19 protein-coding genes are annotated in these 20674 nt (G+C 61.3%); 10 read left to right on the top strand and 9 right to left on the bottom strand.

Going from position 1 to position 20674, the window contains the following annotated elements; genetic code table 11:
• The first annotated feature begins 51 nt into the window (after positions 1-51).
• The 8 genes from glpD (at position 52) to AC1Q6I_RS16150 (ending at position 9020) form a co-directional block, all read left to right on the top strand.
• A complete protein-coding gene (gene glpD, locus AC1Q6I_RS16185; protein WP_102625271.1) occupies positions 52-1590 on the top strand; it encodes a glycerol-3-phosphate dehydrogenase in 1539 nt (512 codons plus the stop codon).
• Between the two features lie 314 nt (positions 1591-1904).
• Complete coding sequence (locus tag AC1Q6I_RS16180) at positions 1905-2831, top strand: glutamate/aspartate ABC transporter substrate-binding protein (protein WP_024073703.1); 927 nt, start codon at positions 1905-1907, stop codon at positions 2829-2831.
• A 194-nt stretch (positions 2832-3025) separates the two neighbouring features.
• Complete coding sequence (locus AC1Q6I_RS16175) at positions 3026-3772, top strand: amino acid ABC transporter permease (RefSeq protein WP_024073702.1); 747 nt, start codon at positions 3026-3028, stop codon at positions 3770-3772.
• Complete coding sequence (locus AC1Q6I_RS16170; protein WP_024073701.1) at positions 3772-4443, top strand: amino acid ABC transporter permease; 672 nt, start codon at positions 3772-3774, stop codon at positions 4441-4443. Before AC1Q6I_RS16175 ends, AC1Q6I_RS16170 begins: the two co-directional genes overlap by 1 nt.
• Positions 4440-5174, top strand: coding sequence for an amino acid ABC transporter ATP-binding protein (locus tag AC1Q6I_RS16165; protein ID WP_024073700.1), 735 nt, complete (start codon positions 4440-4442; stop codon positions 5172-5174). Before AC1Q6I_RS16170 ends, AC1Q6I_RS16165 begins: the two co-directional genes overlap by 4 nt.
• A gap of 269 nt (positions 5175-5443) precedes the next feature.
• A complete protein-coding gene (aauS, locus tag AC1Q6I_RS16160; protein ID WP_041160851.1) occupies positions 5444-7345 on the top strand; it encodes a two-component sensor histidine kinase AauS in 1902 nt (633 codons plus the stop codon).
• Positions 7342-8682: a two-component response regulator AauR gene (gene aauR, locus AC1Q6I_RS16155; RefSeq protein WP_024073698.1), complete on the top strand. Its 1341-nt coding sequence runs from the start codon at positions 7342-7344 to the stop codon at positions 8680-8682. The genes aauS and aauR overlap by 4 nt, the downstream gene beginning before the upstream one ends.
• Positions 8682-9020, top strand: a complete 339-nt coding sequence (locus AC1Q6I_RS16150) for a GlpM family protein (protein ID WP_024073697.1) — start codon at positions 8682-8684, stop codon at positions 9018-9020. The genes aauR and AC1Q6I_RS16150 overlap by 1 nt, the downstream gene beginning before the upstream one ends.
• Positions 9021-9077: 57 nt before the next feature.
• On the opposite strand, the gene AC1Q6I_RS16145 is transcribed toward AC1Q6I_RS16150, so the two are convergent.
• The 6 genes from AC1Q6I_RS16145 to AC1Q6I_RS16120 all read right to left on the bottom strand — a co-directional run bounded on the left by AC1Q6I_RS16145 (position 9078) and on the right by AC1Q6I_RS16120 (position 16608).
• Positions 9078-10475, bottom strand: a complete 1398-nt coding sequence (locus AC1Q6I_RS16145) for a sigma-54-dependent transcriptional regulator (RefSeq protein ID WP_102625272.1) — start codon at positions 10473-10475, stop codon at positions 9078-9080.
• Positions 10465-12243, bottom strand: a complete 1779-nt coding sequence (locus AC1Q6I_RS16140; protein ID WP_069075349.1) for a sensor histidine kinase — start codon at positions 12241-12243, stop codon at positions 10465-10467. Before AC1Q6I_RS16140 ends, AC1Q6I_RS16145 begins: the two co-directional genes overlap by 11 nt.
• Positions 12243-13367: a GNAT family N-acetyltransferase gene (locus AC1Q6I_RS16135; RefSeq protein WP_024073694.1), complete on the bottom strand. Its 1125-nt coding sequence runs from the start codon at positions 13365-13367 to the stop codon at positions 12243-12245. The genes AC1Q6I_RS16140 and AC1Q6I_RS16135 overlap by 1 nt, the downstream gene beginning before the upstream one ends.
• Positions 13368-13635: 268 nt before the next feature.
• On the bottom strand, positions 13636-14511 hold the full coding sequence (locus AC1Q6I_RS16130) for an alpha/beta hydrolase (RefSeq protein WP_024073693.1): 876 nt from the start codon (positions 14509-14511) through the stop codon (positions 13636-13638).
• A complete protein-coding gene (locus AC1Q6I_RS16125) occupies positions 14508-15902 on the bottom strand; it encodes an aspartate aminotransferase family protein (protein WP_024073692.1) in 1395 nt (464 codons plus the stop codon). Before AC1Q6I_RS16125 ends, AC1Q6I_RS16130 begins: the two co-directional genes overlap by 4 nt.
• Positions 15895-16608 (bottom strand): MtnX-like HAD-IB family phosphatase, encoded by a 714-nt coding sequence (locus AC1Q6I_RS16120; RefSeq protein ID WP_024073691.1) that lies wholly within the window; start codon positions 16606-16608, stop codon positions 15895-15897. The genes AC1Q6I_RS16125 and AC1Q6I_RS16120 overlap by 8 nt, the downstream gene beginning before the upstream one ends.
• Positions 16609-16849: 241 nt before the next feature.
• On the opposite strand from AC1Q6I_RS16120, the gene AC1Q6I_RS16115 reads away from it, so the two are divergent.
• Positions 16850-17620, top strand: coding sequence for a MipA/OmpV family protein (locus tag AC1Q6I_RS16115; protein ID WP_024073689.1), 771 nt, complete (start codon positions 16850-16852; stop codon positions 17618-17620).
• 76 nt (positions 17621-17696) lie between these two features.
• The gene (locus AC1Q6I_RS16110; RefSeq protein ID WP_024073688.1) at positions 17697-18563 is read left to right on the top strand and encodes a fatty acid desaturase family protein; all 867 of its coding nucleotides are present in this window, start codon (positions 17697-17699) and stop codon (positions 18561-18563) included.
• A 50-nt stretch (positions 18564-18613) separates the two neighbouring features.
• On the opposite strand, the gene AC1Q6I_RS16105 is transcribed toward AC1Q6I_RS16110, so the two are convergent.
• From AC1Q6I_RS16105 to AC1Q6I_RS16095, 3 genes are read right to left on the bottom strand one after another with little or no spacing between them, the layout of a single operon-like run.
• Positions 18614-19030: a DMT family transporter gene (locus AC1Q6I_RS16105; RefSeq protein WP_069075347.1), complete on the bottom strand. Its 417-nt coding sequence runs from the start codon at positions 19028-19030 to the stop codon at positions 18614-18616.
• Positions 19027-19404 carry a DMT family transporter gene (locus AC1Q6I_RS16100; RefSeq protein ID WP_102625273.1) on the bottom strand — a complete coding sequence of 126 codons (378 nt, stop codon included), beginning with the start codon at positions 19402-19404 and terminating at the stop codon, positions 19027-19029. Before AC1Q6I_RS16100 ends, AC1Q6I_RS16105 begins: the two co-directional genes overlap by 4 nt.
• On the bottom strand, positions 19401-20321 hold the full coding sequence (locus AC1Q6I_RS16095; RefSeq protein WP_102625274.1) for an arginase family protein: 921 nt from the start codon (positions 20319-20321) through the stop codon (positions 19401-19403). The genes AC1Q6I_RS16100 and AC1Q6I_RS16095 overlap by 4 nt, the downstream gene beginning before the upstream one ends.
• Between the last annotated feature and the right edge of the window lie 353 nt (positions 20322-20674).

Here is a 20674-nt window from a genome sequence, read left to right as displayed (position 1 = left end):
ATGAACATTAATGTTCGAATTCCAATACGAAAAAGATCGCGAGGCCAGCCGATGAACCCTTCTACCTTGCCTGCTCCACCGCTTGCCGAAGTCTATGACGTTGCCGTTATCGGTGGCGGGATCAATGGCGTCGGCATTGCAGCAGACGCAGCCGGACGCGGTCTGTCGGTGTTCCTTTGCGAAAAGGACGACCTGGCCAGCCACACCTCTTCCGCCAGCAGCAAGCTGATCCATGGCGGCCTGCGCTACCTCGAACATTACGAATTCCGCCTGGTGCGCGAAGCCCTGGCCGAACGTGAAGTGCTGCTGGGCAAGGCACCGCACATCGTCAAACAGATGCGCTTTGTGCTGCCACACCGCCCGCACCTGCGTCCGGCGTGGATGATTCGTGCCGGCCTGTTCCTGTATGACCACTTGGGCAAGCGGGAAAAGCTCGCCGGTTCGAAAAGCCTCAAGTTCGGCCCTGACAGCCCGCTGAAAAGCGAAATCACCAAAGGCTTCGAATACTCCGACTGCTGGGTCGATGACGCCCGCCTGGTCGTACTCAATGCCATGGCCGCCCGTGAAAAAGGCGCGCATATCCACACCCAGACCCGTTGCGTCAGCGCCCACCGCAGCAAGGGCCTGTGGGAAATGAACATGGAACGCGCCGATGGCAGCCTGTTCTCGATCCGCGCCAAGGCGCTGGTGAATGCAGCCGGCCCATGGGTCGCCAAGTTCATCAAGGAAGACCTGAAGCTCGATTCGCCCTACGGTATCCGCCTGATCCAAGGCAGCCACCTGATCGTGCCGAAACTGTATGAAGGCGCCCACGCGCACATCCTGCAGAACGAAGACCAGCGTATCGTCTTCACCATCCCCTACCTGAACCACCTGACCATCATCGGCACCACCGACCGCGAATACACCGGCGACCCGGCAAAAGTGGCGATTACCGAAGGCGAAACCGACTACATGCTCAAAGTCGTCAACGCCCATTTCAAGAAACAGCTGAGCCGCGACGACATCGTCCACACCTACTCCGGGGTGCGTCCGCTGTGCAATGACGAGTCGGACAACCCCTCGGCCATCACCCGCGACTACACCCTGTCCCTCTCCGGCGGCACGGGCGAAGCACCGATCCTGTCGGTATTCGGCGGCAAGCTGACCACCTATCGCAAGCTCGCCGAATCGGCGATGGCGCAATTGGCACCGTACTTCACCCAGATGCGCCCAAGCTGGACTGCCACGGCCAGCCTGCCCGGTGGCGAGGACATGACCACGCCAGAAGCGCTGGCCGAGGCCATTCGCGCCAAATTCGACTGGGTACCCAGCGAGATCGCGCGCCGTTGGTCCACCACCTACGGCAGCCGTACCTGGCGCCTGCTGGAAGGCGTACACACCCTGGCCGACCTGGGTGACCACCTGGGTGGCGGCCTGTACACCCGCGAAGTCGACTACCTGTGTGCCGAAGAGTGGGCGACCCAACCCCAGGACATCCTGTGGCGCCGCACCAAGCTCGGCCTGTTCACCACCCCGGAAGAACAGGACAACGTGCAACGTTACCTGTCCAAGGTTGAACAGAACCGTAGCCGCATCCAGGCAGCCTGACGGACCCGTCGTACAAAAGCCCCTGCGCCCTGTGGCCCAGGGGCTTTTTCATGCCGGCCTCCACATTCGGTTTTCCGAACGCAATCCATCATCCGATTCGGTTTGCCGGATCGAACCGTTGCAAATTTGCCGTCACGCAAAGTTAATCTCGATATAAATCAACTAGTTAACCTTTTACTCCCGGTCTGGCACGACTCATGCTCTACACTCTCTCACGATTGCCTTGGACGCCTCAGGAGCCGTCACGGGCATTCGCCGTACAAGAGAGCCGTCTAGCCGGCTTCATAAAAAAAACAAATGTCGAGGAAGTATTGATGCGCATCGTTCCCCATATTTTGGGCGCAGCTATCGCTGCTGCTCTGATCAGCACTCCAGTTTTCGCCGCCGAACTCACCGGCACACTGAAGAAAATCAACGACTCCGGCACCATCACCCTCGGGCACCGCGACAGCTCCATTCCGTTTTCCTACATTGCGGATGCTTCAGGCAAGCCAGTGGGCTACTCCCACGACATCCAGCTGGCCATCGTCGAAGCCCTGAAAAAAGACCTGAACAAACCCGACCTGCAGACCAAGTACAACCTGGTCACCTCGCAGACCCGTATCCCGCTGGTGCAGAACGGCACCGTGGACATCGAGTGCGGTTCCACCACCAACAACGCCGAACGCGCCCAGCAAGTCGCCTTCACCACCAACATCTTCGAAATCGGCACTCGCCTGCTGGTCAAGAAAGACAAGGAAGGCAAGCCTAGCTACGCCGACTTTGCCGACCTGAAAGGCAAGAACGTCGTGACCACCGCCGGCACCACGTCCGAGCGCATCATCAAGGCGATGAACGCCGACAAGCAGATGGGCATGAACGTCATCTCCGCCAAAGACCACGGCGAGTCCTTCCAGATGCTGGAAAGCGGCCGTGCCGTAGCGTTCATGATGGACGACGCCCTGCTGGCCGGTGAAGAGGCCAAGGCCAAGAAGCCGGATGACTGGGTCATTACCGGTACACCGCAGTCCTTTGAAGCCTATGCCTGCATGGTTCGCAAAGACGACCCAGCCTTCAAGAAAGCCGTGGATGACGCCATCGTCGGCCTGTACAAGTCCGGCGAAATCAACAAGATCTACGCCAAGTGGTTCGAAAGCCCGATCCCACCAAAAGGTCTGAACCTTAACTTCCCGATGAGCGAAAAGGTCAAGGAACTGATCAAGAACCCGACCGACAAGCCGGCGCCGGAAGTAAAGATCTAAATACTGACTAACCTTATCTCCTGAGGGAGCCAACGCTCCCTCAGGCGTCTGTTACTACCTGCTGGCTGTATTTTGGAACACTCGACCTGGCGGTTTTCGAGCCGATCGCGTGTGCCTGACGTTCGTCGTCAGGCGGGAAAGGATCTTCCCCAAGCGGGTGCTTGTACATCGATCGATCTCGAGGGGAGACCCTAATGAATTACAACTGGGACTGGGGCGTGTTCTTCAAGTCCACCGGCGTGGGCAGCGAGACTTATCTCGACTGGTACATCGCCGGCCTGGGCTGGACCATCGCCATCGCTGTCGTGGCATGGATTATCGCCTTGCTGCTGGGGTCCATTCTGGGCGTCATGCGCACCGTGCCAAACCGTCTCGTATCGGGCATTGCGACCTGCTACGTGGAACTGTTTCGTAACGTACCGCTGCTGGTGCAGCTGTTCATCTGGTACTTCCTGATACCCGACCTGCTGCCGCAGAACCTGCAGGACTGGTACAAGCAGGACCTCAACCCGACCACCTCGGCCTACCTGAGCGTTGTCGTGTGCCTGGGCCTGTTCACCGCCGCCCGTGTGTGTGAACAGGTGCGCACCGGCATCCAGGCGCTGCCACGTGGCCAAGAAGCGGCCGCACGCGCCATGGGCTTCAAGCTGCCGCAGATCTACTGGAACGTGCTGCTGCCCCAGGCCTACCGGATCATCATTCCGCCGCTTACCTCGGAATTCCTCAACGTGTTCAAGAACTCCTCCGTGGCGTCCTTGATCGGCCTGATGGAACTGCTGGCGCAAACCAAGCAGACCGCCGAGTTCTCGGCCAACCTGTTCGAGGCCTTCACCCTGGCCACGCTCATCTACTTCACCCTGAACATGAGCCTGATGCTGCTGATGCGCGTGGTCGAGAAGAAAGTCGCAGTGCCCGGCCTGATCTCCGTGGGGGGTAAATAATGGAATTCGATTTCAGCGGCATCATCCCCGCCATCCCGGGCCTGTGGAACGGCATGGTCATGACCTTGAAGCTGATGGTCATGGGCGTAGTCGGCGGCATCATCATCGGCACCGTCCTGGCCCTGATGCGCCTGTCGTCCAACAAGCTGTTGTCCCGCGTGGCCGGCGCCTATGTGAACTACTTCCGTTCGATCCCGCTGCTGCTGGTGATCACCTGGTTCTACCTGGCGGTACCGTTCGTACTGCGCTGGATCACCGGCCAGGACACGCCAATCGGGGCATTCACCTCCTGCGTCGTGGCGTTCATGATGTTCGAGGCGGCGTACTTCTGCGAGATCGTACGGGCCGGCGTGCAGTCGATCCCCAAGGGCCAGATGGCCGCCGCACAAGCGATGGGCATGACCTACGGCCAGACCATGCGCCTGATCATCCTGCCCCAGGCGTTCCGCAAGATGACCCCGTTGCTGCTGCAACAGAGCATCATCCTGTTCCAGGACACCTCGCTGGTCTACACCGTGGGCCTGGTGGACTTCCTCAACTCCGCCCGCTCCAACGGCGACATCATTGGCCGCTCCAATGAGTTCCTGATCTTCGCCGGTGTCGTCTACTTCATCATCAGCTTTTCCGCCTCGCTGCTGGTCAAGCGTCTGCAAAAAAGGTTTGCCGTATGATCTCTATCAAGAATGTCAACAAGTGGTATGGCGACTTCCAGGTGCTGACCGATTGCAGCACCGAGGTCAAGAAAGGCGAAGTGATCGTGGTGTGCGGGCCGTCCGGTTCGGGCAAATCCACCCTGATCAAATGCGTCAACGCGCTGGAACCGTTCCAGAAGGGCGATGTGATCGTCGACGGCACGTCCATCGCCGATCCGAAGACCGACCTGCCGAAGTTGCGTTCGCGCGTGGGCATGGTGTTCCAGCACTTCGAGCTGTTCCCGCACCTGACCATCACCGAAAACCTGACCATTGCGCAGATCAAGGTGCTCGGCCGCAGCAAGGAAGAAGCCACCAAGAAAGGCCTGCAACTGCTTGATCGTGTTGGCCTGTCGGCCCACGCCCACAAGCACCCTGGCCAGCTTTCCGGTGGCCAGCAGCAACGTGTGGCGATTGCCCGCGCCCTGGCCATGGACCCGATCGTCATGCTGTTCGACGAACCGACCTCCGCCCTCGACCCGGAAATGGTCAACGAAGTGCTGGACGTGATGGTGCAACTGGCCCAGGAAGGCATGACCATGATGTGTGTGACCCACGAAATGGGCTTCGCCCGCAAAGTGGCCGACCGCGTGATCTTCATGGACGCCGGCAAGATCATCGAAGACTGCCCGAAAGAAGAATTCTTCGGCGACATCAGCGCCCGCTCCGAGCGTGCGCAGCACTTCCTTGAGAAAATCCTGCAGCACTAAAAACAGCAGCGCTCCCTTCTGCGAGGGCGAGCGGGCTTGTTGTGGCGAGCGGGCTTGCCCCGCGTTGGGCCGCGGAGCGGCCCCAGTACCGAGGAATGCGGTGTGTCAGGCAATCCTCAGTAGCTGGTTTGGGGCCGCTCCGCGGCCCAACGCGGGGCAAGCCCGCTCGCCACCACAAGCCCACCCACCACAAGCCCGCTCGCCACAATCAGTCCGCTCGCAGCAGGACAAACATCGTCACCATAACTGGTTGACCCAAGGCATCTGTGATGAAATGCGACCCCAACCTCTATCGCGCCGCGCCGCCATCACTTGCCGTGAAGCCCCGCCTGATTCGCCAACTGTTCCTGCCGCCGTTGATCATCGCCCTGATGGTCGGCCTGGGTTACATCGGCTTCTGGATCAGTGAGTACTACGGTATCCGCACCCTCAGCGATACCGGCGAGCGCCAACTGGAGTTGCACGCCCGCACGGTCGAAAGTGAACTGAGCAAATACACCTACCTGCCCAGCCTCCTGGAACTGGAATCCAGTGTCTCCAAGCTGCTGGCCGACCCAAACCAGGAAACCCGCAAAACCGTCAACGACTACCTCGAAGGCCTGAACCGACGCAGCCGCAGCCGGGCCATCTACGTGATGGACACCACCGGCAGGGTGCTGGCCACCAGCAACTGGCGCGACGCCGACAGCTACCAGGGTGAAGACCTGTCCTTCCGGGCCTATTTCCAGAACGCGGTACGCGGCCAGCCAGGGCGTTTCTACGGCATCGGCAGCACCAACGGCGAACCCGGCTACTACCTGGCCCACGGCCTGGAAGAGCACGGCAAGATCATCGGCGTCGCCGTGGTCAAGGTGCGCCTCGAAGCCTTGGAAGAACGCTGGCAGCGCGCACGCCTCGAAGCATTTGTCAGCGATGAGAACGGCATCATCATCCTCTCCAGCGACCCGGCCCGCCGCCTCAAGGCCGTGCGACCGCTGAGTGACGAGACCAAGGAACGCCTGGCCCACAGCCTGCAATATTACTGGGCCACGCTCAACGAACTGGAACCCCTGGCCCGCGAGCGCCTCAACGAAGGCACCGAAAAACTGACCTTCCCGGCCAACAGCGAAGTGGTGGCGGACGAGCGGGAGGTCAGCTACCTCGCCCAGACTCGACCGCTGAGCGACACACCCTGGAATTTCACCCTGCTCACCCCGCTCAACGACCTGCGCCGCGCTGCAATCAACCAGGGCATCCTGGTGGCCGTCGCCTTTGGCCTGGTGGCATTCCTGTTGATTGCCTGGAACGAGCGGCGCAAAGTCATCGCCACCCGCCTCGCCGCTCGGGAGGCATTGCAGGAAGCCAACAGCCAGCTGGAACGTCGGATTGCCGAACGTACCGCCGACCTGCGCGCCAGCAACGAACGGCTCAAGGGCCAGATTCGCGAACGGCGCCAGGCCGAAGAGACCCTGCGCCGCGCCCAGGATGAACTGGTGCAGGCCGGCAAGCTCGCCGCCATCGGCCAGATGTCCACCAGCATCGCCCACGAACTGAACCAACCCCTGGCCGCGCTGCGCACGTTGTCCGGCAACACGGTGCGCTTTCTCGAACGCGGGGCGCTGGATACCGCCAGCGCCAACCTCAAGACCATCAACGAACTGATCGACCGCATGGGCCGCATCACCGCCAGCCTGCGCTCCTTTGCCCGGCGGGGCGATGACCAGGGCGAAGCCAACCTGGGCAAGGCCGTGGACGCCGCGTTCCAGGTGCTCGGCGCACGCCTGGACAGCCTGCCGCTGACCCTGCACCGCGACTTCTCCCCTGCCCTTTTGCAGATCGACCAGACGCGCCTGGAACAGATCCTGGTCAACCTGATCGGCAATGCCCTCGATGCGATGCAGGCACAACCTGCCCCCGAACTGTGGCTCGAAGGCAGCAGCGCCGACGGTAAATATCGCCTGCTTGTGCGCGACAACGGCCACGGCATCGACCCCGAGGCACGCAAGCATCTGTTCGAACCGTTCTTCACCACCAAACCCGGCGAGCAAGGCCTCGGCCTGGGCCTGACCCTGTCCGCCAGCCTCGCGGCGGCCACGGGTGGCAACCTCGCCGTGGAACACCCAGCCAGTGGTGGTACGGCCTTTGTCCTCTGCCTGCCTTTGGCGGGCGCTCAAAAAACTGAGTCGACATGAACGTAGAAAAAAACACTGACCTGACCGTCCTGATCGTCGAAGACGACCCCCATGTGCTGCTCGGCTGCCAGCAAGCCTTCGCGCTGGAGGACATCCCCAGCGTCGGTGTGGCCAGTGCCGAAGAGGCGTTGAAGCACGTCGACGAAAACTTTGCCGGCATCGTCATCAGCGATATTCGCCTGCCGGGCATCGACGGCCTGGAACTGCTGACCCGCCTCAAGGCCCTGGATAAAAGCCTGCCGGTGGTGCTGATCACCGGGCATGGCGATATCTCCATGGCCGTCGGCGCCATGCGCAACGGCGCCTACGACTTCATGGAAAAGCCCTTCTCCCCCGAGCGCCTGGTCGATGTGGCCCGCCGCGCCCTGGAACAACGCGGGCTGGCGCGGGAAGTCTGGTCGCTGCGCCGCCAGTTGGCCGAGCGCGATTCCCTTGAAGGCCGCATCATCGGCCGTTCGCCGGCCATGCAGAACCTGCGCGAATTGATCGCCAACGTCGCCGACACCTCGGCCAACGTGCTGATCGAAGGCGAGACCGGCACCGGCAAGGAACTGGTCGCGCGCTGCCTGCATGATTTCAGCCGGCGCCACGATCACCCGTTCGTTGCGCTGAACTGTGGCGGCCTGCCGGAAAACCTGTTCGAAAGCGAAATCTTCGGCCACGAAGCCAACGCCTTTACCGGCGCCGGCAAACGTCGCATCGGCAAGATCGAACACGCCCACCAAGGCACGCTGTTTCTCGATGAAGTGGAAAGCATGCCGATCAACCTGCAGATCAAGTTGCTGCGCGTGTTGCAGGAGCGCACCCTGGAACGCCTGGGTTCGAACCAGAGCGTGGCCGTGGATTGCCGGGTGATCGCCGCCACCAAGTCCAACCTCGATGAACTGAGCCGCGCCAACCAGTTCCGCAGCGACCTGTACTACCGCCTCAACGTGGTCACCCTGGAACTGCCGCCCCTGCGCGAACGCCGCGAAGACATCCTGCAACTGTTCGAGCACTTCCTGCAGCAGTCATCACTGCGCTTTGACCGCAGCGTGCCGGACCTCGACAACCAGACCCTGTCCAGCCTGATGAGCCACGACTGGCCCGGTAACGTGCGCGAACTGCGCAACGTCGCCGAACGCTTCGCCCTGGGCCTGCCCGCCTTCAAGAAAAGCGGCGCCAGCAGCGGCGGCCAGGGCCTGGCCTTTACCGAGGCCGTGGAAGCCTTCGAGCGCAACCTGCTCAACGACGCCCTGCAACGCAGCGGCGGCAACCTGACCCAGGCCAGCCAGGAACTGGGGATGGCCAAGACCACGCTGTTCGACAAAGTCAAGAAATACGGGTTGAGCCACTGATGGATCTTGTATTGAAGGCCGCACTGGGCGCGGCAGTGGTGCTGATCCTGGCGGCGCTGGCCAAGACCAGAAACTACTACATCGCCGGGCTGGTGCCGCTGTTTCCGACCTTCGCGCTGATCGCCCATTACATCGTCGGCAAGGGCCGCTCGGTGGACGATTTGAAGACCACGATCCTGTTTGGGATGTGGTCGATCATTCCGTATTTTGTGTACCTGGCGACGTTGTACGTGATGGTGGATCGGATGCGGCTGGAGGCCTCTTTAGCCGTAGCAGCGGTAGCGTGGCTGATGGCCGCGACGGTGTTAGTCAGCGTGTGGGTACGCGTCCACGCCTGACACCACTCAATCCAACTGTGGGAGCAAGCCCCCTCCCACCGTTTTATCCCGGTTGTGTCAGCGGACTATCTTGTCGATCTGGATCCCGAGTTTCTTCAACCGATACCAGAAGCTGCGCTCGGAAATCCCGATCTTCGCCGCCGCCGCAGCCTGCACGCCATGGCACTCGTGCAACGCCGCAAGAATGTAGGCTTTCTCGACCTCGGCCAGCGCCGCATCCAGGTCCTGGGGAATGCCCGGCCCGTCGCTGAGGATCGCCGTCACACCGCCCTCGCTTGGCTTGGACGCAAACAGGTAACCCGGCAGGTCGATATCCTCGATCACCGGCTTTGCGGCCACGATAGTCGCCCGCTCAACGCAGTTCTGCAGCTCACGGATATTGCCCGGCCAGTGATACGCCGCCATGGCCTGCAACGCTTCGGCGCTGAAGCCGGTGATGCGTTTGCCGGCGGTGGCGCTGAGGGTCTGGGCGAAATGCCGGGCCAGGGGTGCGATATCTTCCACACGTTCACGCAGGGCCGGCAGCGGGATCGGAAACACATTGAGACGGTAGTACAGGTCTTCGCGAAACTCTTTGTTGGCCACCGCCTCCAGCAGGTTCTTGTTGGTGGCCGCGATCACACGCACGTCCACCTTGCGCTCGCGGGGGTCACCCACCGGTTCGATCACCCGCTCCTGCAAGGCGCGCAGGATCTTGGCTTGCAACGCCAGGGGCATATCGCCCACTTCGTCGAGAAACAGCGTGCCCTTGTCGGCCTGCATAAAGCGCCCTACCCGATCAGACACGGCGCCGGTAAAGGCGCCCTTGCGATGACCGAACATTTCGCTTTCCAGCAGCCCTTCGGGGATCGCCGCGCAATTGACCGCCACGAAAGGCTTGTCGGCACGGCTGCCGTGCTTGTGGATGGCGCGGGCGACCATCTCCTTGCCGGTGCCGCTTTCGCCGGTCAGCAGGATGGTTGCGGTACTGTCACGCACCGAGTCCACGGCGTGCAGTACCTTGCGAAACGCCGGGCTATCGCCCACCAGGCTGTCGAACTGCGCGTGTTCATCCAGCTCGGCACGCATGCGCGCGTTGTCGCGCATGATGTCGCGAAATTGCAGGGCCTTGGCCACGGTGATGTCCAGCTCGTCGATATCGAACGGCTTGGCGATGTAGTCGTAGGCGCCGTTGCGCATCGACTGCACGGCATTCTTTACCGTGCTGTAGGCGGTCATCACGATCACCGGTACCTGGGGAAATCGCACCTTGATCTCGGCCAGCAGCGCCGGCCCGTCCATGCCCGGCATGCGCCAGTCACTGATCACCAGGTCGATGTCTTCCTGCTCCAGCACTTTGAGCGCATGCAGGCCGTTGCCCGCGGTGAACACCTTGATGCCGTTCTGGCCCAGGGCGGAGGACAGCAAGTCACAGAGCTTGGGCTCGTCGTCGACCACCAATACGTTATGCGTCATGACTTTCCTCATCATCAGCGTCGTCTTCACCATGAGCCGGAATGTACAGGCTGAAGGTGGCGCCCGCATCGTTCTCACTGACACATTCGATGCTGCCGTCATGACTTTCCATGATCGAATAGACTTTAGCCAGGCCCAGGCCGGTGCCGGATGCCTTGGTGGTGACGAATGGCGTGAAGATGCGCTCGATCATATCCGCCGCAATGCCCTGCCCGGTGTCGGCGATGCTGATGACGGTGTTGTCGTTGACCGTGCGAATGCCCAGGGTCAGGCGCCCGCCTTCGGGCATTGCATCGATGGCGTTGAGGATCAGGTTCAGGCACGCCTGCTTGAGCTGCTTGGCGTCGGCATAGATCGTCGCGCCGGGGGCCTGGTCGTCGATCTGCGCCTGGATGTTGTGGGTCGCCAGCTCCGGGCCGCAGAAGCCTAGGATTTCTTCGACCAATGGGCGCGCCGCCTGCAACACGCGCAAGGGCGGATTGGGTTTGGCGAAGTCGAGGAATTCGGTGATCAGGTCGTTGATCCGGCTGACCTCGCTGATCACGTATTCCAAATGGCGCCTGTCGCTTTCCGGCAGGTCGGAGCGACGATGCAGCAACTGGGTGGCGGTCTTGATGATGCCCAGCGGGTTGCGGATTTCATGGGCCAGGCCCATGGCGACCTCGCCCAGGGCATGCAGGCGGTCACGCCGACGCAGCTGGGCCTCGAGGTGATGCAGCTCGCCCAGGCGCTCGGTCATATGGTTGAAGGTGCTGCTCAATTGCGCCAGCTCATCGCCACCGCTGACCACCACCCGGTGTGTGTAGTTGCCCGAAATCACTGCGCTTACGCCCTGGGACAGGTCACGCAACGGCTGGGTCAGGCGCCGCGACACCAGCACCCCCGCCGCCAGGGACAACGCCGAACTGAGCAGGAAAATCAGCACAAACAGATTGCTCTGGTTCACCAGCCCCACCAGGCTGGTATGCCGCAGCAGGCCACTGAAGATCACCCCTTGCAGCTCGCCATTGTCATTGAATATCGGCCAGTACAACCCGCTGTAGTTATTGGTGAACTGCTCGCTGGGCTGGCGGGTGCTGCGCAATGCGGCCTCGACACTCTTCGGAATGCGCGAGGGGTGATCCTGAAAGCGCTGGGTCGAGAAGATTTCCGTAAAGCCGCCCGGATTGGCCAGGTACAAACGCAGGTCGAGGGAGTGCACATCGGCCACGCTGGTCAGGAAGCTGCTGTCCAGGTAGGTCGCCACCAGCAACACATAGTCGACATCGTCCCGGGTGGTCTCGAAGGTCGAGACCACGATACCGGTACTCACCCCCGCCACTTGCACGGTCTGCAACACCGCGTTGCTGGTCAGGCTGATCTGCTTGACGATGTCGTCGGAGGCGGTGCTGAACACCAGCTTGTGGTCGCTGGTGCGAATCAGCGCCACCACGTCGATATCCGTCGCCTGGGCGATATCGGCGGTCAGCCGGTCGTGCTTGGCTGCCTGCCGGCTGGAGGGCGGGCTGGTGTAGCGCAGGAACAATTTAGCCATGCGCGCGTTGTCATGCAGGATGTCACCGATCTCGTCCTTGACGATCTTGGTCGACTCCTGCAGCCAGATGCGCACGTTGCTGTCGAAAATCTGCGACAACGTGGTGGCGGCCAGCTCAGCCGCGATCATGGTCGGGATGACGCTGACCAACCAGAACGCCAGCACCAGCTTGCGCTGGACGCTCCAGCGCGAAATGGCAAAGGGACGAGCTTTCTGGCGGGTCTTGGTGATCATCAGGTTTCGCTTATCGCAGCAGCCATGGCAGGGTCGGAACGATCCGGTCGGATAAAAATCTTCACTACTTTGAGCAGGGTGTTCACCAGCCGATTGCGGTGGCGGAAGAACAGGCTGTTGCCTTCGAACTCGCACCCCAGGCGCAGCTTACTGGCATACCCGGCCTGGCCGCACTCATACACTGCAATATTGTGCTGGATACAGTAATCGACATTGGTCAGCCAACTGCGGAAGTACAGGTTGTAGTCACGGGTGTACTCGACGTCGTGCCCGAAGAACTTATCGACCAACCGATGCTGGTCTACCAGGATCAGGTTGAACGCCACCAACTGCGCGTCCACCCAGTAAAGTACACAGACCGCACGCTCTCCAAGGCGTTCGAGCACGCCGGTGAAGTAGCCGGCGGGCAGGCGCTCGAACTGCAGGTCGGCGCGGGTGAGCGTGGCCTCGTACAGGCGCATGACCTCGGGCAGCACGTCGTCGATATTGCGTCGCCACTCGACACGTGGGCCCGGTGCGCGCAGTTTGCGGCGCAGGTCCTTGCGCGTGGACTTGCCCAGCGACCCCAGGTAGGCGTCCACCGAGCCATAGGGCAGCGGCAATACCCCGGTGGGCAGGCTCGGCATGCTCTGGAAACCAGCCGCCCGGCAGCTGTCGGCCCAGTGCGGATCATTGGCCGGCGCATCCTTGACCGCCACCAGGCCGATACCGAACGCATCGGCATCCTGGCGGGCGGCCTGGAGCAAATGCTGGAGCAACAGCGGGCGTCGCCCCTGCGGCACGTCACTGGCAAACCCGGCGTCGCAACGCTCGGCCACCGGCGAGCCAATGGCATACAGGCCCAATTGCAAAACACCCGGCCACAGTCGCTCCAGGCGCTCGGTCAAGCGCTTGCCGGCGCCCGACACCGTGGTGTCGAGCCGATAATGGGTGATGAACGCGGCGGCCACAGCCACCAGCGTGCCGTTTTCAAAAACCGCCAGGTAACGCCATTGAAAATCGGCGATGGCCGCGTGTTCCACCGCGACGTAATAGTCCCAGTCCTCCAGCGCACCGGGAAAGCAGTCGTTCCAGGCACTGCGCGGGATGGCCCGGACGGTCGGGAAAGCTTGGGTGGTGATCACATCATTTCCCTTGTTATGGCCTGTGCCAAGCGGACGCGTTGTGGCTATGGTGATCAGGCTTGTTGTGGCGAGCGGGCTTGCCCTAATGCCGTTCAGTTAAGGTTTTTTGTAGGAGCGAGCTTGCTCGCGAAGAACTCACAGACGCCGCGTTCATTCAGGAAACACGCGTTATCGTTGACGTTTTTCGCGAGCAAGAACTAGGCGTCCCCCTCGCTCCTACAGAAGGCGATGTCCGCTTAACTGAACGGCATGAGGGCAAACAACCCCGTTAGCCACAAGCAGCCAGCTCACCACAACCCGCCAGCTCGCTGGAGAGTGCGGAGTGTCGCTCGACAAACTCCGTACTCAACTCGATCACGCGGCGGTATTGCAGGTCGACGGTGATCATGTGGTAGCAGTTGTCCAGCAGGATCTTGGTCACCGGCCCGCCGAGGTGGCGTTCCACGTAGTCAGCATTCCAGCGGCTGGTGATGTCGTCCTCGATGGAATGCAACACCAGCGCCGGCACCTTGACCTCGGGCATGCGCTTCTTGACCACGGCGTTCATACGGTGCAACTCGCGCACCGTGATGCCTTCCATGGTCAACAAACCGGCTTCGCTGCTCTCCCCTTCCTTCATCTGCCGCTCGACAATCGCCCGCAGGCGTTCGTTCTTGATGCCATACGGCGGCTTCTCTTCGAAGCGGCAGATATGCACGCCGAACGGAATCTTCATCAGCAACGGCGTGAGGAACGCCAGCTTGTTGATGCTCCAGCCGTCGTACTTCAACGTCGTGGAATACATCAGCAGCCCGGCGACTTGCCCTGGGTGTTCGGCGGCGACGTACATCGACATCACCGCCCCCATGGACAAGCCACCGACAAACACCTGTGCATGGCGCTGCTTGACCTGGGCGAAGGTCTTGCGCACACCTTCGTACCAGTCCAGCCAGCCGGTAGCCTGCAGGTCGCTGTTGTCACCGCAGTGCCCGGCCAGGGTGGGCACGTACACCGTGCAATTGCCCACCTTGGCCAGGCCCTTGGCGACCTGGCGCAGTTCCGTCGGAGTGCCGGTCAGGCCGTGGATCAACAGGATCCCGACCGGACCTTCACCGAGAACGAAGCCGGCATCACCTTCACCGAGGTCGATCTCTGCCGGTTTCACCGTTTGGTCGCCCGCACCAGCAATTGCTCGAGCAGCTTCAGGCCCAGCTCGATTTCCGGGTAGCTGATTTCCAGGGACGGTGCCAGGGTGATCACGTTCTTGTAGTAGCCGCCCACATCGAGGATCAGGCCCAGCTTGCGGCCGTCTACCACCATGTCTCCTTTCATACCTTCCTCGACCATGTAGTCCAGGGTCGCCTTGTCTGGCGTGAAGCCATCCGGGCCGCAGATTTCGCAGCGCAGGGCCAGGCCCAGGCCGTCGACGTCGCCGATGATCGGGAAACGTTTCTGCAAGTCCTGCAGGCCTTCCAGGAAGTATTTGCCCTTAGCCATGACCATCGCGCCGTAGTCGACTTCGTTGGTCATCTTGAACATTTCCAGGCCCACCGCCGTGCCCAATGGGTTGGAGGCGAAGGTGGAGTGGGTCGAACCTGGCGGGAAGACCTTCGGGTTGATCAACTCTTCACGGGCCCAGATACCGCCCAGCGGGTTGAGGCCGTTGGTCAGCGCCTTGCCGAACACGATGATGTCTGGCTTGACGTCGAAGTGCTCGATCGACCACAGCTTGCCGGTGCGATAGAAGCCCATCTGGATTTCATCGGACACCATCAGGATGCCGTGCTGGTCGAGAACTTTCTTCAGCTCGCTGTAGAAGTTCATCGGCGGGATCACATAACCGCCGGTGCCCTGGATCGGCTCGACGTAGAACGCGGCGTATTCACTCTGGCCGACTTTCGGGTCCCACACGCCGTTGTATTCGGTCTCGAACAGGCGGGCGAATTGCTGCACGCAGTGGCTGCCGTATTCTTCCTTGGTCATGCCTTTAGGGCCGCGGAAGTGGTACGGGAACGGGATGAACTGCGCACGCTCGCCGAAGTGGCCGTAGCGACGACGATAGCGGTAGCTGGAAGTGATCGACGAAGCGCCGAGGGTGCGCCCGTGGTAGCCGCCTTCGAAGGCGAACATCAGGCTCTTGCCGTTGGTGGCGTTACGTACGACCTTCAGGGAGTCTTCGATCGACTGCGAACCGCCGACGTTGAAGTGGACGCGACCGTCGAGGCCGAATTTCTTCTTGGCATCGACCGCGATCATTTCCGACAGCTCGATCTTGCCTTTGTGCAGGTACTGGCTGGCGATTTGCGGCAGGGTGTCGATCTGCTGTTTCAGCGCATTGTTCAGGCGCGGGTTGGCATAGCCGAAGTTGACGGCCGAGTACCACATTTGCAGGTCGAGGTAGGCCTGGTCTTCGGTGTCCCACACGTAGGAGCCTTCGCAGCGGCTGAAAATGCGCGGCGGCTCGATGTAGTGGACAGTGTCGCCGTACGAGCAGTACTTGGCTTCTTTATCCAGAAGCACCTGGTCTTCGGCGGTAGCGATACGGATATCAGACATGGTGGAAGAGTTCCTGATTTTCAATAGAGAGGTCAGTCGCAGCAAAGGTGGTGGCGTTGGCGGCAATGCCCTGGGGCAGCCTGGCCAGCAATGCGGTCACTTCGGCGAAGGTGTCGAAGCGCGCGTGGGGAATGTTGTTGGCTTCGCAGTACTGAGCGAGGCTGCCTTTGGCGAAGACGAAATCGGCGGTGGACGCGACGCACATGTCGGACTTGCCATCGCCGATCACCAGCACGCGCTTGTTGCGCGGCGTGGACTTGCACTTGCAGTTGCCCGACGCGGCGCGGCACGCATCGCTGGAATACGGGAAGTCGATGCGCCAGCTGTCCTGGTCGACCTGGCGCAGGCGGTTGGCGAGGATCGGCAGCAGGGTCACGTAGTTGCGCGACAGAATCCGCGCGATACCCTGCTCGATGCCGTCGCTGACCACTTCGACGGAGGCCCCGAGGCCGATGACGTGATCAACGAAATCCGGGAAGTCCGGGTCGATCTCGACGCTGTCGAAATACGCCAGCAGTTCGCTGGGGGTGGCCTTGATCAGCGCCAGTTGGCGGCTCAGGCATTCGCGTGAACCGATATGCCCATCCAACCATTCCTGCTCGATGGTTTCCCATTCGGGACCCGCGAAGCGTTGGAGGACGTTGTCGATGACATCGGTGGGGGTAATGGTCCCGTCGAAGTCACACACGATATGCCAGTGGATCATCTGCCTGTCCTTGAGTTGGAGGGCTTGAAGAAGAGCGCGCTGTGTGCGCTTGCAGAAGGGGTAGAGCAGGGACTGTGCCAACTGGCCTGGGCCCAGCAGGGCTGGGGGTTTGGCGGGTAATTCGGGCGATATGTGTCGCAGGAGCTACAATTTTTGTAGCTTGCTACAAACAAGATGAGTGCTTGCGCCAGGCACCCCCTTCGCGCGTTCATGCGCGCATGGTCAGATAAGGAAACGCTCCATGTTCAAGGTTACTTCTGCTGTATTCGCCGGTTTATTGGGGCTCTGGGGCTTTTCCAGCGCAGCCCTGGCAGAAGGCATCACCGGCGAAGTCGGCGCAGGTATCGCTTATCAACCCCATGACCCGACCGGCAGTCGCTACGAAACGCGGCCCATCCCCTACGTGGACCTCGACTGGGGCAGCGTCAGCCTGGGCACCGATGACGGCCTGACCTGGAGCGCCCTCAATACCAACGGTTTTACCGCCGGCCCCTATATCAATTACCTGCAGGGGCGTACGGCCAACGGCTCACTGCGCGGCCTGCGCAATGTCTCGGACATGGCCGAAATCGGTGGCTTTGTTCAATACGCCCCGGTCGATTTCTGGCGTGTGTACGCCCAGGTGGGCCAGGCCGTTGGCGGCGGGCATGATCAAAGTGGCGTACTGGGTAAGCTCGGCGGTGAGTTGGGTTACCCACTGGGCAGCGGGATTATTGGCAGCACCGGCCTGATGGCGCACTTTGCCGACGCCCGCCAGACCCAGACCTATTTCGGCGTGGACGCCAACGAATCCGCGGCCTCCGGCATTCGCGCCTACAACGCCAGCGCGGGCTTCCAGAACATGACGCTGACCCAGAGTTTTGAATTCCCCCTGGCGTCCCACTGGTCGCTGCTGACCAGCGCCAGCTGGGTGCACCTGGTGGGCTCGGCGGCCAATAGCACTATCGTCAAGGCGACCGGGGACGTGAACCAGGGCCAGGTACAGACAGCCATCAGCTACAAGTTCGACTAATAAGCACACACCTTCTTACAAACTGGTCTGAGCCTTGCAATGACGCCCCGGAATTCATTTCTTCAGGACGCTATTCATGGCTCGCCCCGCTTACCGCCTGCTGCACCACTCGCTCTGGGACCTGGTCCCCATCACGATGGGCCTGGCCCATTTCGTTTTTGTCATCTGGCTGGTAACCGCCTTTCATAGCCTGAGCGGGTGGGCCCTGTTGCCCCTGGCGCTACTCTACGCGGTGAGCCTGTCGTGGAGCATCAACAGCATCTCGCACAACCAGATCCACAACGCCTACTTCAGCCATCGCGCGATGAACCGCGCCTTCGACCTGTTGCTGTCGGTGACCATCGGCTTTTCCCAGACGCTCTACCGCGATATCCACAACCGCCATCATCGCGGTAACGCCGATCTGCCGGGGCCGGATGGGCACACCATCGACCCCCTGTCGATCTACCAGCGCGGCAAGGATGGGCAGCCGGAGAATCCCTGGGCCTATACCTTCCTCAGTTTCTTCCGTGACGACCCCAAGCCGTTCTACGACGAAATGAAGCGCAAGCGCCCGGCGGATGCGCGTTGGGTCAAGGTCGAGATCGGCGTGACAGTGGCGTTCTACATCGCCCTGGCGTTCTACAACTGGCAGGCGGTGTTGTGGTTATTGCCGTTCTGGTACCTCGGCCAGTGCCTGTCATCGCTCAATGGCTACTATGAGCACTTCGGCGGCAACCCGGACCTGCCGATCGCTTGGGGCGTGAGTTCCTATAGCCGGTTGTACAACCTGATCTGGATGAACAACGGCTACCACGCCGAACACCACTACCGGCCCAAGATGCACTGGACCAAGATGAAGGCGTTTCATCGGGAGATTGCCGAGCAACAGCGTGCGGCGGGGGTCAAGTCGATTCCAGTGTCACACGGCCTGGGCTTTTTGGTTGCACACCGCAAACCCTGACCTCCCTCCCGTAGCAGCTGTGTGACCCAGCTGCTACGGGAAGGGCGATTTCAGTTTTCTTCGCCCTCGGCCAGCAGGGCGATCCCGCCGATAATCACCGCAACCCCCACCCAATGCAGCAGGCTGATGTGTTCCCCCAGCCCCAGCCACGAACCGAGCAGCACCACCACAAACACCAACGAACTCAGGGGGAACGCCAGGGACAGGCTGCTGCGCCGCAGAATCAGCATCCACACGAAAAACGCCCCGATGTAACTGGCGATCGCTGCCAGAATCCCTGGGTTGCGCGCCACCTCGGACAACCACTGCCAGTTGAAATCCATCTGGCCCAGTTGGTTGCCAGCCACCTTGGTAAACAACTGCCCGGCGCTTTCGGTACAAATCAGCAAGGCCCACAGCACCACGGTGCCGAGGCGCCCGTGCAACCAGCCACTTGGGCGCGCTACCACAACATCCTGCGTATTCATGCCTGACTCCCAATCGCCACCAACATCACCCCCAGGGTAATCACCAGGGTTCCCAGCCAACGGCGCCGGCTGACGGTTTCCTTGAGCACCAGCTTGCCTGCCAGCACCACCCCGCAATAAGCCAGCGCCGCCGCCGGGAACAACAGGCTCAACGGCGCACGGGACAAGGCTTCCAGCCAGACGAAGAACTCGATGACATAGGCGCCGATCCCGGCCCACAGCAACGGCGCATTGAACACCTGGCCCCAGAAGGCATTCAGGCGAAACTCACCCTCCAGCGCTGGCAGGCGGTCCAGGCCAATCTTGAAACACAGTTGGCCGATCACATCGAGCACGATGGAAAAGGCCACCAGCAACACCACGGTCAGGGTCACGGGAACAGCTCCTCAAACAGGTTGATCAGGGCTTCATTGGTGGCGGCGTTGCGCTGCAAATCCTCCGTGCTCCAACGCTCCGGCGGCGGCTGGTCGGACTTGGCCTCCCAACGCTTGAACGCGTTACTGAACACCGGCGTGGCGAACTCGCCGCACACGTCGATGCCGATGATCCGCTTGCGCGCCGCCAGGGCCCGCAGCGCCTGGAGCAGGTGGGTCAGGCGCATGCCGCCCTGGTCCCAGTTGGTGGCTGCGTCTTCACTGGCCAGCACATCTTTGTCGATGGTGATCCAGATCGCCTCGGTGGGCAGACTGGTGATCATCTGGTCCAGAAAGGCGGCCCAGTCGAGCTCCGCCAGGTTGCGCCAGTGCAGGTAGTTTTCCTGCTGCTGGTGGCCAGCACCATCGCCCACCCGGCCCCAGACCTTCGATGGCGGGTGCTGCCACGGAAACAGCTGCAATTTCCCGTGCTTGAGGGCGCCAAGGTTGCCACCGCGCAGTTGCGGGTTATGCAGGTCGTCGCTGCACGGGCCGAGGGTCACGATACGTTGGATCGCCGGCATTTTCAGCGCACGGTTGACCCACGAACCACAGTGACGCTTGGGGGCCAGGCGCACCCAGTCGGGGTGGTTGTCGAAGTGGATCAGGCTGACAGGTTCTTTCAAATCCGCGAGGAATGCCGGCGTGAGGTGGTGATAATCGCCGGAGCCGACAAATAGAATTTCCGGCCGCGCATTGGTGGGCCGCGGCCGGTGGGCCAGGCGTTCGGCGAAGCGCTTCCAGGTTTTTTCGGTGGACCACAGGCGTAATTTAGGGCCCAGGTCCAGCAAGTCGATACGGTTGGCGCGGCCACTGGCCAAACGTTGGGCAATCGGCGCCTGACCGGTGAGGCTGTGGTCGAGGTCAAGAATATTCAAGGTAGTGTTTCACCCCTAATGGCAGCGCCCAACCGGATACCGGCTGGGCTTTAGGGGGTCAATGCAAGGGGCGGGCCAGCGGGTGAACGAGCGAAGGCTTGAAGCCTGCGCAGAATTGATGTGGGAGGGGGCTTGCCCCGATGGCGGCCTTCGGGCCGACCATGTGGTTGGATTTGACCGAGTACATATCCGTTGCTGCGGTAACGGCTGCCTATGGTTCCGCTCTTACAGCGGGTCACTTTTGGAAAGAGCGCCAAAAGTAACCAAAAACGCTTCGCCGGTATGACTCACCCACATGGGTTACAAATCAGTTCACGCACATAGGTAACAGTTTTTAACTGGCAGGGTCGATT

This window comes from Pseudomonas sp. MPR-R2A5 (assembly GCF_058793055.1).
Note: the sequence above shows the minus strand (reverse complement) of the source record. Positions and strands in the feature narration are given on the sequence as shown.